The sequence below is a fragment of the Streptomyces sp. NPDC051452 genome, assembly GCF_044454765.1.
In the GTDB taxonomy this organism is placed as follows: domain Bacteria; phylum Actinomycetota; class Actinomycetes; order Streptomycetales; family Streptomycetaceae; genus Streptomyces.
This window is the reverse complement of record NZ_JBITEB010000013.1, coordinates 189,727-204,666: the sequence shown is the minus strand read 5'-3', so window position 1 is coordinate 204,666 and position 14,940 is coordinate 189,727. Positions and strand designations below refer to the sequence as shown.

General features: G+C 73.7%; 13 protein-coding genes. 2 read left to right on the top strand and 11 right to left on the bottom strand.

Annotated elements, in window-relative coordinates; translation table 11 throughout:
- Positions 1-122 precede the first annotated feature (122 nt).
- Both ACIBA9_RS27485 and ACIBA9_RS27480 read left to right on the top strand, forming a co-directional pair.
- Positions 123-1,169, top strand: coding sequence for an SPFH domain-containing protein (locus ACIBA9_RS27485; protein WP_399367020.1), 1,047 nt, complete (start codon positions 123-125; stop codon positions 1,167-1,169).
- On the top strand, positions 1,166-2,056 hold the full coding sequence (locus tag ACIBA9_RS27480) for a hypothetical protein (RefSeq protein ID WP_399367018.1): 891 nt from the start codon (positions 1,166-1,168) through the stop codon (positions 2,054-2,056). The genes ACIBA9_RS27485 and ACIBA9_RS27480 overlap by 4 nt, the downstream gene beginning before the upstream one ends.
- A 63-nt stretch (positions 2,057-2,119) precedes the next feature.
- Here the strand turns inward: ACIBA9_RS27480 and ACIBA9_RS27475 are convergent, their stop codons facing one another.
- From ACIBA9_RS27475 to ACIBA9_RS27425, 11 genes are all read right to left on the bottom strand, one after another.
- The gene (locus ACIBA9_RS27475; RefSeq protein WP_399367016.1) at positions 2,120-2,659 is read right to left on the bottom strand and encodes a DUF5825 family protein; all 540 of its coding nucleotides are present in this window, start codon (positions 2,657-2,659) and stop codon (positions 2,120-2,122) included.
- The gene (locus tag ACIBA9_RS27470) at positions 2,656-4,503 is read right to left on the bottom strand and encodes a RiPP maturation radical SAM C-methyltransferase (protein ID WP_399367014.1); all 1,848 of its coding nucleotides are present in this window, start codon (positions 4,501-4,503) and stop codon (positions 2,656-2,658) included. Before ACIBA9_RS27470 ends, ACIBA9_RS27475 begins: the two co-directional genes overlap by 4 nt.
- 206 nt (positions 4,504-4,709) lie before the next feature.
- Positions 4,710-7,253 carry a polynucleotide kinase-phosphatase gene (locus ACIBA9_RS27465; protein ID WP_399367012.1) on the bottom strand — a complete coding sequence of 848 codons (2,544 nt, stop codon included), beginning with the start codon at positions 7,251-7,253 and terminating at the stop codon, positions 4,710-4,712.
- Complete coding sequence (locus ACIBA9_RS27460; RefSeq protein ID WP_399367010.1) at positions 7,250-8,812, bottom strand: 3' terminal RNA ribose 2'-O-methyltransferase Hen1; 1,563 nt, start codon at positions 8,810-8,812, stop codon at positions 7,250-7,252. Before ACIBA9_RS27460 ends, ACIBA9_RS27465 begins: the two co-directional genes overlap by 4 nt.
- Positions 8,813-8,879: 67 nt before the next feature.
- Positions 8,880-9,905, bottom strand: a complete 1,026-nt coding sequence (locus tag ACIBA9_RS27455) for a DUF4232 domain-containing protein (RefSeq protein ID WP_399367008.1) — start codon at positions 9,903-9,905, stop codon at positions 8,880-8,882.
- Positions 9,902-10,840 carry a hypothetical protein gene (locus tag ACIBA9_RS27450; RefSeq protein WP_399367006.1) on the bottom strand — a complete coding sequence of 313 codons (939 nt, stop codon included), beginning with the start codon at positions 10,838-10,840 and terminating at the stop codon, positions 9,902-9,904. The genes ACIBA9_RS27455 and ACIBA9_RS27450 overlap by 4 nt, the downstream gene beginning before the upstream one ends.
- A 178-nt stretch (positions 10,841-11,018) precedes the next feature.
- Positions 11,019-11,942, bottom strand: a complete 924-nt coding sequence (locus ACIBA9_RS27445; RefSeq protein ID WP_399367004.1) for an LLM class F420-dependent oxidoreductase — start codon at positions 11,940-11,942, stop codon at positions 11,019-11,021.
- A gap of 239 nt (positions 11,943-12,181) precedes the next feature.
- Entirely contained in the window at positions 12,182-12,670 is a 489-nt protein-coding gene (locus ACIBA9_RS27440; protein WP_393899886.1) for a DUF6099 family protein, read from the bottom strand.
- Positions 12,671-12,866: 196 nt separating this feature from the next.
- Entirely contained in the window at positions 12,867-13,211 is a 345-nt protein-coding gene (locus ACIBA9_RS27435; protein WP_399367002.1) for a nucleotide pyrophosphohydrolase, read from the bottom strand.
- Positions 13,208-14,422, bottom strand: a complete 1,215-nt coding sequence (locus tag ACIBA9_RS27430; protein ID WP_399367000.1) for an ATP-binding protein — start codon at positions 14,420-14,422, stop codon at positions 13,208-13,210. The genes ACIBA9_RS27435 and ACIBA9_RS27430 overlap by 4 nt, the downstream gene beginning before the upstream one ends.
- Positions 14,423-14,541: 119 nt before the next feature.
- Positions 14,542-14,931, bottom strand: coding sequence for a cell division protein SepF (locus ACIBA9_RS27425; RefSeq protein ID WP_362157871.1), 390 nt, complete (start codon positions 14,929-14,931; stop codon positions 14,542-14,544).
- Positions 14,932-14,940: the final 9 nt, after the last annotated feature.

Here is a 14,940-nt window from a genome sequence, read left to right as displayed (position 1 = left end):
CCTGACCACCGAGACCGGGGTTCACCCGCCCCTCGGCGGTTTCCGCGCCTTCTTGTTTTCGTCCCCTTGACGAAAAGAGATCGACTGCTTATCGTCGTCACGACGAAAACGAGGGGGTCGACATGGCCGACATCACCCGGCGCCCGGGGTGGCGCCATCTGCGCGGGACACCGACCGCGCACATCCGGTACCACCGCTCCGGACGGCTCGTGCACGACGGTCTTGGACTGAGCTTCTGGTTCCGCCCGCTGACCGCCACGCTCTGTGAAGTCCCGGTGGACGACCGCGAGCTGGCCATGACCTTCCACGCCCTTACGGCCGACTTCCAGGACGTCACGGTGCAGGCGACGGTCACCTACCGCCTCGGGGACCCGGCGCTGGCCGCCACCCGCCTGGACTTCTCCATCGACCCGGACACCGGCGTCTGGCGCGGCACCCCGCTGGAGCAGCTCGCCACCATGCTCACCGAGACGGCCCAGGAGCACGCCCTGGACGTCCTGGCCCGTACGCCGCTCGCGGCCGCGCTGACCGACGGGGTGGGCGCGGTGCGCGAACGCCTCGCGGCGGGTCTGGCCGCGGAACCCCGGCTGCCGGCCACCGGCGTCGAGGTGGTCGCCGTCCGGGTCGTCGCCCTCCGCCCGGAACCCGAGGTGGAGCGGGCCCTGCGCACCCCGGCCCGGGAGCAGGTGCAGCAGGAGGCCGACCGGGCGACGTACGAACGGCGGGCCGTGGCCGTCGAACGGGAGCGGACGATCGCCGAGAACGAGCTGGCCAGCCGCATCGAACTGGCCCGGCGCGAGGAGCGGTTGGTCGAGCAGCGGGGCACGAACGCACGGCGCGAGGCCGAGGAGCAGGCGGCCGCGGACGCCGTGCGCGCCGACGCGGAGGCGGCCCGCATGGAACGGCTGGCCCAGGCGGAGGCGGCCAAGGCGGTACGGCTCGCCCGCGCCGAGGCCGAGAAGGCCCGTGAGCTGGGCGCGGCCCGGGCCGAGGCACGGGCGGCGTGGCTGCGGGTGCACGCCGAGGTCGACGCGGCGGTCCTGCACGCCCTCACCGGGATGCGGCTGGCCGAGAGCGTGCCGAACATCGACAGCGTGACCATCTCGCCGGACGTGCTGACGGGGCTGCTCGCGAAGCTCGGCGGCGGCTCCCGCGAGGTGGGGGCGTGAGCCTCGCCCCGCGCGCGGTGCTGGTCCACCGGACCACCGAGTACGAGGAACTGGTGGCCCGGCACGGCACGCACGGCCAGGCCGCCTTCCTCCTCGCCTCGCGGGGCCGGGACATCGCCGAGGTCGCCGAGCGCCACCGGCGCACCCGCCGGGCGCTGGCCGACGTGACCGCCGCGATACCGCTGACCTGGCGTCAGGCCTGGGTCGAGCGGGCGGACCTGGAGCGGTTCCTGTTCGCCCCCGAGGACCTGGTCGTGGTGGTCGGGCAGGACGGGCTGGTCGCGAACGTGGCCAAGTACCTGACGGGGCAGCCGGTCATCGGCATCGACACCGACCCCGGCCGCAACCCCGGGGTGCTGGTACGGCACCGCCCGCGGGACGCGGCGAGGCTGCTGGCCTCGCCGGGGACGGCCTGCGAGGAGCTCACCATGGTCGAGGCGGTGGCCGACGACACCCAGCGGCTGGTGGCGCTCAACGAGATCTACCTGGGCGCGCCCGGTCACCAGACCGCCCGTTACCGCCTGGGCCTCGACGGCGACGGGGGTGTCGCCGAGGCCCAGGCCTCTTCCGGGGTGCTGGTGGGAACCGGCACCGGCGCAACCGGCTGGCTCCGCTCGGTGTGGCAGGAGCGGGGCGGCCGGCTCGCGCTGCCCTCCCCCACCGAGGACCGGCTGGTGTGGTTCGTCCGCGAGGCCTGGCCCTCGCCGGTCACCGGCACACGTCTGGTGGCCGGCGAGCTGGCCGCTGCCGAGGCGCTGACGCTCAGTGTCGAGTCCGACCGGCTCATCGCCTTCGGCGACGGCATCGAGACGGACGCGCTCCAGCTGACCTGGGGGCAGACGATCCGGGTCGGGGTGTGCGAGCGGCGCCTGCGGCTGGCCGGGTAGGGGCCTTTCCGGGGGACCTTTCCGTAGGGCCTTTACGTCGGGCCTTTCAGTCGGGCCTCTTCGTCAGATCGCGGTGCAGGGGACGGGCCAGCGGCGGATGCGCGGGGGGAGGGTGACCGCCCAGCCGGCGCTGACCAGGACCAGCCGCTCGGCGGCGAGCAGGGCGGCGGCCTCCCGCCCGGTCGCGTCGAGGGCGTCCAGGGGCGTGGGCTCCAGCAGCCGGAGGAAGACGCCGCACAGAGCCGGGTGGTCGAGGGTGAGCCGAAGGGCGGTCCCCACGTCCCTGCGGTCCAGCACCGTCACGAAGCCGGGGCCGCGCCGGTGGTACAGGCTGCCGTAGGCGTACGCGGACCGCCAGGCGGCCAACCCGTCGGCGTCAGACGGCAGTTCGTCGGGCGGTGGCAGGTGGCGCAGTGCGCCGAGGTCGTAACGCGGGCTGCCCGTGGCGCGCCAGCTCACGCTCAGCCCGAGACTCTGGCACTCGCGCAGGAACCCGACCGCCTCCGCCGTCCCCGGGCCCCGTCCGCCGAGGTCGAGGGGCTCGGTCACCTCCACCCGGCGCCCGGTGAGCCGGTGCGGCACGGTCGCCGGCAGCCCGCTCATCCGGCGTCCTCGGCCAGGCGGACCGGCTCGCCCCAGGTCGGCAGCGACACGTACGTGGGGCCGTCGCGGAACAACAGGCCCAGCGAGAAGGCGTCCTGGACCCATTCCCGCAGCTCCGTCGTCGTCGGCGCGTGGCCGTCCGCGGTCAGCAGCCGGTGCAGCGCGGGCACGGTCCGGCCGTCCTCCAGGCGGCGCAGGGCCCCGGCCCGCCAGCCGGTGAAGCGGTGGGTGGCCGGGGGGCGGCCGTGCCGCCGGTCGTGCACCAGCAGCGCCTCGCCGTCGTCCTCGAACAGCAGCCGGGAGCGCGCGTGCCCGGCCCGCCACCGGGCCACGGCGTCCTGGAGCCGCCGTTCGGCCGGCCCCGTGATGCCCGCGGGCTCGCTGTCGAACAGATAGACAAGATCGACGAGTTCGTCCTCCGGCAGGTCGTAGACGTGCTGGTACATCTCGGCCGGCCGGCGCTTGCCGAAGCCGAGTCCGGGATCGGTGAAGTGCGGGCTGAACCGCTCCAGCTGGATCCGGTGGGCGCCGCTCGGCGGCTGGAGGTGCACCAGGGCCGGGAGTTGCTCGACGACGGGCGCGTAGTCCTCGGCGGTCTCGCCCGGGAAGCCGTACAGCAGGTTCCAGGAGCAGGTCAGCGCGTGGTTCTCGCACTCGCGCAGGGTGCGTACGTTGCGGGCGCCGGTGACGCCCTTGTCCATCAGGTCCAGTACGCGGCTGCCCAGGCTCTCGATGCCGGGCTGGATGTGCACCGTGCCCGCGGCGCCGAGCAGTCGGAGCTGCGCAGGGGTCAGGTTCGACTTGACCTCGTAGTGCAGCCGCAGGTCCCAGCCGCTGTCGGCGACGCGGGGCAGGAAGTCGCGGAAGTAGGCCATGTCGATGATGTTGTCGACGGTGACGACGTCCAGCAGGCGGTGGCGGCGCACCAGCCGGTCGATCTCCGCCCACAGCCGCTCCCCCGGCTTGGCGCGGAAGGCCATCGCGGAACCGTTCAGACCACAGAAGGTGCAGTGGTGCTTCTCGCCCCACCAGCAGCCCCGGGCGCCCTCCACCACCAGTTTGGGGTGGACATACTCCCGCACCGGGGAGGCGTCCAGGGCGCTCTGCCACTGGTCGTAGTCCGGCGCGGGGATGTCGACGGGCGCCACGGTCCGCCGGGTCTCGGCGTTGACCCGGGACCGCGTGCCGTCCCACCAGCACAGGCCCGGCACGTCCACCGGTGCGGTGCCCGCGTCCAGATGCCGCAACAGGGCCGGGAAGGCGTACTCGGCCTCGCCGCGGACCACATGGTCGACGTAGGGGTGGTTGCGGTGCAGGGCGTGGCCCATCGGGCCCTCGCAGTTGCTGCCGCCGAAGACGACCACCAGGTCCGGGCGGCGCGACTTCAGTTCGCGGGCGAGGGCCAGGGAGGCGACGTTCTGCATGAAGGTGCTGGTGAATCCGACCAGGTCCGGCCCCTGCGCCAGCACCTCGTCGGCGCAGCGGGCGATGAAGTCGGCGGCGTGGGGGCGCATCGCCACCGCGGTCTCGACGGGAAGATCGCGGGCGGCGGCGTAGTCCCGCAGCCGGGCCAGGCCCCAGTCCGGGTCGTCGTACAGGGCGCCGGAGAAGACCCAGTCGCCCAGGCCGTGGAAGATCGCGTCGCTGCCGACGGCCACGTAGTCGCCCGGCCCGATCCGGCCGTCGGAGCGGTCCAGGAGGAACTCCGCCCAGCGCAGCGAGGCGTGGAACTCGCTCACCTCGTCGCCGGGGCGGGTCCGGCGCAGCAGACTGTTGAGCAGGCCCAGTTGCAGCGAGGGCAGGTCGATCGGGTGCCACGGCATCGTGACCAGGTGGACGCGCATGCTCAGCGGGTCGGCCGCTTCTCCAGTATCGCCGGGCGACGGCCGGTGCTCCGCTGGTCCTCGCGGACCACGACCTTCTTGATCTCCACGTCCACCACTCCCCCTCGCGGCCTGCGAACACCCTTGTGCCGCACGGCCGTCCACCATATGGACACGTGTGTGCGGAACACAAGGGCCTTCCGTGCCGGCCGGATTCCGGCGTGCGCCTACAGCCGCGGGTCCACCGGCTCCGACTCCAGCGCCAGCGCCCCGAAGACCGCCTCGTGCACGCGCCACAGCGGCTCACCCTCCGCGAGCCGGTCCAGGGCCTCCAGGCCGAGGGCGTACTCACGCAGGGCGAGCGACCGCTTGTGGTTCAGGAAGCGGTGCCGCAGCCGGGCGAGGTTGTCCGGCCGGGTGTATTCGGGACCGTAGACGATCCGCAGGTACTCCCGGCCCCGGCACTTGATCCCGGGCTGGACCAGCCGCCCGTCCGCGTCGCGGACCAGCGCGCCGACCGGCTTGACGACCATGCCCTCGCCGCCCCGGCCGGTCATCTCCAGCCACCAGTCGACACCCGCGCGCACCGACTCCGGGTCGCCGGTGTCGACGTAGAGGCGCCGGGTGGTCTGGAGCAGGCCGGTGCCGTCGTGCTCCACCAGGCGGTCGAGCAGGCCCAGTTGCTCGTCGTGCGGCAGCGTGGCGAGGCTGCGCCCGCGGGCGGCCAGGATCTGGAACGGGGCGAGCCGGACGCCGTCCAGGCCGTCGGTGGCCCAGCAGTAGCGGCGGTACGCGGTGGTGAACGCGGCGGCGTCGGCGGCGCGTTCGCGCTGCCGGGCCAGCAGGCCGCCCACGTCGGCGCCGCGCGCGGCGGCGGTCTCCAGGGCGGCCAGCGCCCCCGGAAACACCGCCCCGGAGGCGGCGCCCACGGCGGCGTACTGGCCGCGCAGCAGTCCGGAGGCCTTCAGCGACCAGGGCATCAGCTCGGCGTCCAGCAACAGCCAGTCCGTGTCGAGGCGATCCCACAGGCCCGCGTCCCCGATCGCCGAGCGAAGGCGTTCGAGGATCTCCTCGGTCGTCCTGCCGTCGTCGAAGAAGGGCCGGCCGGTACGGGTGTACAGCGAACCCGTCGGACCGTCCGGCACGCCGAAGCCCTCGCGCGCCGCGCGCGCGTCCCGGCAGACCAGGGCAACGGCCCTGGAGCCCATGTGCTTCTCCTCGCACACGACCCGCGCGACCCCGTCCCGCGCGTACTGCGCGAAGGCCTCCCGGGGGTGTTCCAGGTAACCGTCCTCGGCCGAGGTGGCCGTGGGCGCCATCGTCGGCGGCAGGTACGGCAGCAGGCGCGGGTCGATCGCGAAGCGGCTCATGACCTCCAGGGCGGCCGCCGCGTTCTCCTCGCGGATGGCCACCCGGCCCGTGTACCGGGTCTCCACCGCCCGGCGGCCGTGCACGTCCGTCAGGTCCAGTGGCCGTCCGTCATGGCCTCCGGGAGCGTCGGAACGCAGCGGCCTGGCCGGCTCGTACCAGACCCGCTCGGCCGGTACGTCGACCAGTTCCCGCTCCGGCCAGCGCAGCGCGGTCAGCTTGCCGCCGAAGACGGCACCGGTGTCCAGGCAGATGGTGTTGTTGAGCCAGCCGGCCGTCGGGACGGGGGTGTGGCCGTAGACCACGGCCGCGCGGCCCCGGTACTCCTCCGCCCAGGGGTAGCGCACCGGCAGCCCGAACTCGTCGGTCTCGCCGGTGGTTTCGCCGTACAGGGCATGCGAGCGGACCCGGCCGGAGGTGCGGCCGTGGTACTTCTCCGGCAGGCCGGCGTGGCAGACGACGAGCCGGCCGCCGTCGAGGACGTAGTGGCTGACCAGGCCGTCCAGGAACCGGCGGACCTCCGCCCTGAACTCCTCGCTCTCGCCGTCCATCTGGGCGATGGTCTCGGCGAGCCCGTGGGTGTGCTGGACCTTGCGGCCCTTGAGGTGACGGCCGTACTTGTTCTCGTGGTTGCCGGGCACGCAGAGGGCGTCGCCCGACTTCACCATCGCCATCACGCGGCGCAGCACACCGGGGCTGTCCGGGCCGCGGTCGACCAGGTCGCCGACGAAGACGGCGGTACGGCCCTGTGGGTGCACACCGTCCTCGTAGCCCAACTTGGCCAGCAGCGACTCCAGTTCGGACGCGCAGCCGTGGACGTCGCCGATGATGTCGAAGGGGCCGGTGAGATGGGTGAGGTCGTTGAAACGCTTCTCGGTGACGACGGTGGCGGTCTCGATCTCCTCCACCCCGCGCAGCACGTGCACCTTGCGGAAGCCCTCGCGCTCCAGGTGCCGCAGGGAGCGCCGCAGTTCGCGGACGTGCCGCTGGATGACCCTTCGGGGCATACCGGCGCGGTCGGCGCGGGCGGCGTTGCGCTCGGCGCAGACCTCCTCGGGCACGTCCAGCACGATGGCGATGGGCAGCACGTCGTGCCGTCTGGCCAGCTCGATCAGCTGTCGCCGGCTGTCCTGCTGGACGCTGGTGGCGTCGACGACCGTGCGGCGGCCGGCGGCCAGCCGCTTGCCGGCGATGTAGTGCAGGACGTCGAAGGCGTCCCGGGTGGCGCCCTGGTCGTTCTCGTCGTCGCTGACCAGGCCCCGGCAGAAGTCGGAGGAGATCACCTCGGTGGGCTTGAAGTGCCGGCGGGCGAAGGTGGACTTGCCGGACCCGGAGGCGCCGACGAGGACGACCAGGGAGAGGTCGGTGACGGGCAGGGCTCGTCCCGTGCGGGTCTCGGTCATGCGGCCTTCGTCTCCTTCTCGAGGCCGAACACGGCCATCTGGGTGGGCGGCCCGACCTCCGGGTCGTCCGGTCCGACGGGGGCGAACGCGACCTCGTAGCCGTATCGTCCGGCCACGGTCGCCGCCCAGGCGCGGAACTCCTCGCGGGTCCACTCGAAGCGGTGGTCGCCGTGGCGTGCGTGCCCGGCGGGGAGCGTCTCCCAGCGGACGTTGTACTCGACGTTCGGGGTGGTCACGAGGACCGTGCGGGGGCGGGCGTGCCCGAACACGGCGTACTCCAGGGCGGGCAGCCGGGGCAGGTCGAGGTGTTCGATCACCTCGGCGAGCACGGCGGCGTCGTAGCCCTTGAGCCGGTTGTCGGTGTAGGCGAGCGAGCCCTGGAGGAGCCGCACCCGGGCGGCCTGGCGCTCGCCCATGCGGTCCAGTCCGATGCGCCGGGCGGCGATGGTGAGGGCCCGCATCGAGACGTCCATGCCCACGATCTCCGTGAACCGCGCGTCCTTGAGGAGGGCCTGTACCAACTGGCCCTGTCCGCAGCCGAGATCGAGGACGCGGGTGGCACCGCCGGCGTGGAGGGCGGTGATGATCGCCTCCCGGCGTCGCACGGCGAGCGGCGCCGGGGTCTCCTCCGTCCCGGCCGCCGGCGGCTCCGGTGCCGGCCCGGTCCCGGTCGGTCGCGCGTCCCGCGACCGTGTCCGGCCGTCGGTCTCGGCCGCCGCCTCCGCCGCGTCCGTCTCGCCGTCGATGTCCCCGACCGCGTTGTCGATCTCCTCGACCTCGCTGTCGTCGGTCTCGGCCAGCCGCACCAGCTCCAGTCGCTCCATCGCCTGCCGGGTCAGCGACCAGCGGCGGGACAGGTACCGGCTGGTGATCAGCCGCTGCTCCGGGTGCGCGGGCAGCCAGCCCTCGCCGGCCCGCAGCAGCTTGTCGACCTCGTCGGCGGAGACCCAGTAGTGCTTGGCGTCGTCGAGGACCGGCAGCAGGACGTACAGATGACGCAGCGCCTCGGCGAGGGTCAGCGTGCCGGACTCGAGGAGGAGACGGACGTAGCGCGAGTCGCCCCAGTGCGGGAACTCGGTGTCCAGCGGGACCGGTTCGGCGCTCACGGTCCAGCCGAGCGGCGCGAACAGACGGTGTACGAGGCCGGTGCCACCGCGGGCGGGCAGGGCGGGGATCTCGACGCGCAGGGGCAGTGGGGTGGACGCGCGCTCCGGGCGGGCGTCGCACACCCCGCGCAGGGCGCTGGAGAACACGCCGCTCAGGGCGACCGCGAGCAGCGAGGAGGCGGCATAGGGGCGGTCGTTGACGTACTGGGCGAGCGCTGCGTCGGGCGCGCCGTCACGTCCCTTGCCCTTGCCCCGCCGCACCAGCGCGACCGTGTCGATCTCCAGCAGCAGCGCGGCCGTGCAGCGCCGTTCGTCCGCCTCCGGGTAGAACACGTGGGCGGTGCCGTAGGAGGTGGAGAACTTCTGCGCCTTACCGGGGTGCTTGTGCAGCAGGTAGCCCAGGTCGGTGGCCGGCTTGGCGGCGTCGCCGCTCGTAGAGATCGTCAGGAACACGTGTCCGAGTCTCCCGGCCCCGCACTGCCCTGACCAACGGTTTTCCGGCGCCATGCGCCGTGCCCTCTCAGCGTCCGGTGTCTTCCTTCTTCCACGGGCCGACGCCCAGGCGGCCTGTCGTGCCGAGGTCGAGTTCCGGGGTCACGGTCACCGGCGGTGCCCCCGGCTTGGCCCACACGCGCACGTACGGGGCATTGACGGGAGTGCCGTCCGTGGTGGTGTCGCGCCAGGTAAGGACGGCGTAGGCGCGCTCGCCGGGGCGGAGGGTGAGGGGCCGGGGGCTGCCGTCGGCACCCGTGCCGGTGGCGACCTCCTCGCCGTGCACGACGCGCACGCCGGTGACGGGTTCGTGGTCGGTGCCGAGGACCCGCAACGTGGGGCGGCCGCCCAGGGTGTACGCGCGCGTGCCGCAGTTCTCCAGGTGCAGGCTCACCGCGCGCAGCCCCATGGCGGCGTCGCCCCGGTCGGCGGCGAGGTGGATCCCGGAGGCCGGGCAGGTGCCGCTCGTGGAGGGGGCCTCGTCGGCGGGAACGCTCCTGACCTTCTCGATCGCCACGCTCGTCACGGCCGGACCCCGCGCGGGTGGGCTGCCGAGGTCGGCGGTGTTCCTCACCGTCCGCCCCGGTGGGACCGCGGTGACGGTCCGCTCCAGGGTGTCGACGGCGCCTCCGTCGGCGGACACGAGGGCGAGGGTGACCGTGTAGGTCATCGCCGTTCCGGTGTGGTTGGTGACCGTCAGCCCGGCCGAGAGGCCGCCGAGCGCGCAGTCCTCGCCGGTGCCGGACGTCCGGCCGGACAGGTCGGCGATCCGCACACCGTCCTGGGCCGCCGCGGTGCCGGCGGGCAGCGGGAGCGGCGTCCCGGAGGGCTTGGGGGCGGTGCCCGCGCGTGACGGGCCGTCGGCCGGGTCGGCCGCGTGGCGGGACGGGGCGGACGGGCACGGCGGGTCGGCGGAGACGGGCCGGGGACCGGCGTTTGGGCGGGACCCGTCCGCGCGCTCGCCGGACCGGCGGTCACCGCAGCCGGTCAGGACCAGGGCGGCCGCCGTCACGGTGGCCACCGCGGCGGCCGCGCCCCGGGCCGCCCCGTTCACGACGCTTCGGCGATGACGCGCCGGGCGCTGTCGACGGCCCGCTCGTTCGCCGCGCGGGCGGCGTCCAGGTCCTTCCGGCGCCGGACGATGGCCGCCTTCTGGGCGCCGGCCTCGATGGCGTGGACGGTGTCGATGTAGCCGGTGTCGAGCTTGCAGCGGGCGTCGGCGGCCGCCGTCTCCTTCTCCTTGCCGGACGGCCCCTCGGTGCGGAACCAGGCGGTGTCGAGCGACGCCTTGTCCGGGTCGGCGTAGCGGTAGCCCTTGTCCTTCATACAGGCCGCCCACGCGCGGTCGGCCTTCTTCCAGCCCGGGTCCTTGCGCGCCTTCTTGTGGGACTCGTACCAGATTTCCATGGCCGACGAGTAAGGGCCGCTCAGCCGGAGGCCGTTGACCTTCGTCGTCCTGGGCCCGGAGCCGTAGAGCCTGCGCATCGCCTCGCCCAGGCAGCCGCCCTCGGGGACGGGCTGTCCGTGCGAACGGTGGCTGTCACCGGTCTCGTACCGGGCGGTGAGGGCCACGTACTGGTCGGCGGGCCACTCCAGGGGCTGGGCGGAGTCCTGCCGCTGCCTGTTGTGGTAGCCGTGCTCGGCCGCCTGGTCCGGGTCGTCGACCCCGTACGGGCTGTCGTCGCCGACCGTGCCGCCGCCCACGAAGGCTCCCCGCCGGACCGGGTACGTCGACTCGACGGTCCTCGGGTCCAGCGACGCGAAGCCGGGGTAGCCGAGCCGGACCATGCACTTGCCGGCGAGGATCCACTGCGCCTTGCCGAGGGCCTTCCCCGCCGCCGACGACTCGTCGGGCAGGTAGGCGTGCAGCGGGAACGCCTCCATGGTGTTGAGGCGGTGGGTGTCGGCCGCGGCACCGTCGTCGCCGGCGAACTGGCAGGCCGACAGGGTCAACAGCCCGATGAGGGCGAGAGGGAGCACTTTGCGCACCGGGTCATCCGATCAGGCATGGATCATGCGCGCTGTGACGGAGCCCACAGTTCCGGCACCCGGCGTCCACATTCCCCACACGCGACGGCGACCGGCGCTCCCCGGCAGGGGGGCCTGCCCCGAAGTCCCCTCGGTCCGGGGCTTCTCGCGGACCGAGGGGCGGCGCGGGCGGCGCCTGCTACGACAGTTGCGACTGGACCTCGGAGGAGATCAGCTCCAGGTGGTCGAGGTCGTCGAGGTCCAGGATCTGGAGATAGATCCGCTGGGAGCCGATCCCGGCGTACCGGCCGATCTTGTCGACGACCTCCGCCGGGGAACCGGCCAGGCCGTTGGCCTTGAGCTCCTCCACCTCACGGCCGATCACGGCGGCGCGCCGGGCGACCTCCTGGTCGTCCCGTCCGACGCAGGCCACCAGTGCGTTGGAGTACGTCAGGTCGTCCGCGGCGCGGCCCGCCTCCTGCGCGGCGGCGCGCACCCGGCCGAACTGCCGCTCGCTGTCCTCCAGCGAGGCGAAGGGGATGTTGAACTCGTCCGCGTACCGGGCGGCGAGCCGCGGGGTGCGGGTCGCGCCGTGGCCGCCGATGAGCACCGGGACCTTCTTCTGGGCGGGCTTGGGCAGCGCGGGCGATTCGCTCAGCTCGTAGAACGTGCCGTGGAAGTCGAAGGTCTTGCCGACCTCGGTGGCCCACAGCCCGGTGACGATCGCGAGCTGCTCCTCCAGCCGCGCGAACTTCTCCTTCGGGAACGGGATGCCGTACGCCTTGTGCTCCTCCTCGAACCAGCCCGCGCCGAGGCCCAGCTCCACCCGGCCGCCGGACATCTGGTCGACCTGGGCGACCTGGATGGCGAGCACGCCGGGCAGGCGGAAGGTGGCGGCGGTCATCAGGGTGCCCAGTCGGATCCGCTTGGTCTCACGGGCGAGACCGGCCAGCGTGATCCAGGCGTCCGTCGGGCCGGGCAGACCGGTGCCGCCGCCCATGCGGAGGTAGTGGTCGGAACGGAAGAAGGCGTCGAATCCGAGGTCTTCGGTGGCCTTGGCCACGGTGAGCAGGGTGTCGTAGCTCGCCCCCTGCTGGGGCTCGGTGAAGATGCGCAGGTCCATACACCTATCCTGCACTCCGCGCGCCCCGTCGGCCGCGCCGGAGCCGCCCGGCGCGCCCGGCCGTTGGCATCGGCCACGGGCGGGTGGAGGTCGTCCGGACCGCGTCGGCCGGACCGCGTCGGCCGGTCGGCTCGGGCGGGCCGGAGGCCGAGGAGGCCGTCATACCCGAGGAGCCGGCGGTCGGCGGGGAAGCCGGGCTCGGCCTGGCTCGGCCGGGGACCGCCCTCGAAGGCCGGGCCTCACACACCGGACGGGCTGCTCTCGTTGCCGTTCTCCGGCAACATCTCCTCGCGCGCCGCCAGCTTGCGCAGCATCTCCCTGACGCGGTCGCGGGACTCGTCGGCCGCGTCGATCGCCTCCATGCACTGCCAGTACGTGGTCTCGTCGGCCGCGGCGCTGGCCATCCCGACGAGGGCGATGCCCACCTCGCCGAGCAGGCCGCCGAGGCAGATCAGGGTCTCGCGTGCGTCGTCCAGCGCGGTGAGCTGGGCGGCCCGCAGGTCCCCCGGGTCGAGTTCGGGCGGATCGAGCACACCGCAGCCCCGGCCGGCCAGCTCGGTCAGCCCCAGCGCCTCACCGCGCAGCTCGGGCGGACCGGAGACGGCGAGGCGGCTGCCTATCGCCTGGGCCAGCGCCTGCGCCTGCCACACCTCCGCCATCATCTCGGCGGCGTCGGCGCCGCCCGCCAGGGCGCGCCTGCTGGTGAGGATGAGCCGTACCGCGTCCATTCGCTGCCCCCGTCCGTCCGCGTGCTCCTCGGCACGACTGTGTGAGTGAACTCCCTTGTTCACTACCCAGCGTGAGGGCGTCTGAGGCGAAAAACCAGAGGTAGACGGAAAATTGTGGACAACAATTCGGATTCGGCAGCCGATTTTAATACGGAGAGTAATAACGGAGTGTGGCGTTCCGCCCGTTGGGCAGCCCTCAGCCGCGGTCCTCCGACTCCGGGCGCGGGAAGCGGTGTTCGTTGCGGTCGATCTTGGCGGCCAGCGCGGTCAGCGGATCGATGTCCAGGACCTCGCAGAACTGCAGGAGGTACGCGAGCACATCGGCGACCTCGTCCGTGACCCGGTGCGCGCGCTCGGGATCGTCCATCACCCGGGACGACTCCTCCGGGGTCAGCCACTGGAAGATCTCGACCAGTTCGGCGGCCTCCACCGACAGGGCCGCGGCGAGGTTCTTGGGCGTGTGGTAGGGCTGCCAGTTCCGCGCGGCGGCGAACTCGGCCAGCCTGCGCTGGAGTCGGGCCAGGTCGAGAGGTTCGGTCACGGCTCCAGGTGTACCACTGTGACGCCCTCGGTGCCGGTGGCCCACGAGGCGTCGCTCACCGCACCCACACAGCGGACGTGCCCGCGCTCCCCCATCCGGGCCGCCGTCCCCAGCAGGGTGCGGCGCTGGGCGGGGTCGAGGGCGCGGTCGAAGCCGTCGGTGAGGACGGTGAGGCTGCGCAGGGCGTCGGGCACCTCGCCGGGGGCGTCCACGTCGAGGACCCCGGGTCCGGTCAGCAGGACCAGGGTCAGTGCCAGGTAGCGCAGTTCGCCGTCGCCGAGCCGGGCCAGTTCGGTGCGCCGGCCGTCGCCCCGGTCCAGCAGCGCCCGAACCGTGCCGTCGGGCAGCGGCTCGGCGATCAGGTCGGCCACCGGGCCGGCACAGCCCCCGCGCAGCGCCTCGACCAGCAGGCCGTGCCGACGGGTGCACTCCGCGCGGGTGCGCCACAGGACGTCGGCGAGGTTGTCGCAGCCGGGCAGCAGCCGCCCGGAGCCGGTGGGGACGGGGGCGCGCATCCACTCCGGGCGGGGATCGCAGGGGAAGACGGAGCGCAGGGCGACCACCATCTGCTCGGCCGCGGCCAGCACCCGGCGCTGCCCGTCCGTCTTGCCCGCCACCCGCAGCGGCAGCAGGGCGGTGCCGAGGCGGTCGTCGGGAAGCGGGGCGCGGGTCACCGGCGCGGAGCCGGCGGTGTGCCAGGCGGCCTGCACGGTGCGGCGCCCCGGATCGCGCAGGGCGGTCTCCAGCAGGACGGTCCCGTCGACGGTCAGCCGCTCGCCCACGATCCGCAGGGCCGGTTCGGCCTGTACGGCGATGTCGAGCCGGACCGGCCCCTCGGCACCGTCGGCCGTGCAGCCGATCCGGAAGCCGCGCCGCCCCTCGGCGTCCGGACGGGCCCGCTCCGGCACACAGGCGGCCGGGTCGGGGAACACCTCCCCGAGCGGGGCGCCGCCACCCAGCCGCGCGAGCGCCTCGTACGCGGCGAGCGCCGTCGTCTTGCCCGAGCCGCTGCGGCCCGCGAACAGGGTGACGGGTCCGAGCGGGAACCCGGCCCGCCGATGCCCGGCGAAGGCGCTCAGCCGCAACTCGGTCACCCGGGCGCGCACGTCGACACCCCCACCGGACCGCGCGGGCGCGGTCACGGCGGTCACGGACGTCACGGCGGACGCGTCGGCCGCCGGGGGCTCGACGGACACGGAAGGCACGGCCATACGCCGACCGTAGGGCCGCCGCAGGGCGGCGAACCGTTCCCCCTCGCGGTGCTTCCCACGATCGGGGGACGGGTCGACGGGACACCGGTGTGACGCCGGTATGACGAACGCCGTGCCGGTCAGCCCTCCGAGACCCCCGCGCTCTCCATCAGTCCGCTGACCTCCGTACCGGGTGGGGTGAGGAGGAAGACGTTGCGGTCGACGCGGTGCATCCCGCTGCCCAGCCCGAAGACGACGCCCGTGCTGAAGTCGAGGACGCGCTTGGCGACATCGCCTTCCGCACCGGACAGGTCCAGCAGCACCGGCGCACCGGCCATCACCGTCTCGGCGACATCCCGGGCGTCCGCGAAGACGTTGACGCGCAGCACCACGAACCGGCGCCGGGTCTCCGTCTCCGCGTCGGGCAGCGAGCGGTGGTTCACCGCGGACGGCCACGCGTCCCTGCCTCTGAGTGGCACGACCTGGGCGAGCCCTTCCCACTGTTCATCGGTGACGTCGTAACGGCTCACCGGCTCCCC

Bases quoted from the DNA above. Each gene is read 5' to 3' on its own strand.
- ACIBA9_RS27485 (WP_399367020.1), top strand. From the start codon at position 123: ATGGCCGACATCACCCGGCGCCCGGGGTGGCGCCATCTGCGCGGGACA.
- ACIBA9_RS27475 (WP_399367016.1), bottom strand. From the start codon at position 2,659: ATGAGCGGGCTGCCGGCGACCGTGCCGCACCGGCTCACCGGGCGCCGG.
- ACIBA9_RS27470 (WP_399367014.1), bottom strand. From the start codon at position 4,503: ATGCGCGTCCACCTGGTCACGATGCCGTGGCACCCGATCGACCTGCCC.
- ACIBA9_RS27465 (WP_399367012.1), bottom strand. From the start codon at position 7,253: ATGACCGAGACCCGCACGGGACGAGCCCTGCCCGTCACCGACCTCTCC.
- ACIBA9_RS27445 (WP_399367004.1), bottom strand. From the start codon at position 11,942: ATGGACCTGCGCATCTTCACCGAGCCCCAGCAGGGGGCGAGCTACGAC.
- ACIBA9_RS27440 (WP_393899886.1), bottom strand. From the start codon at position 12,670: ATGGACGCGGTACGGCTCATCCTCACCAGCAGGCGCGCCCTGGCGGGC.
- ACIBA9_RS27430 (WP_399367000.1), bottom strand. From the start codon at position 14,422: ATGGCCGTGCCTTCCGTGTCCGTCGAGCCCCCGGCGGCCGACGCGTCC.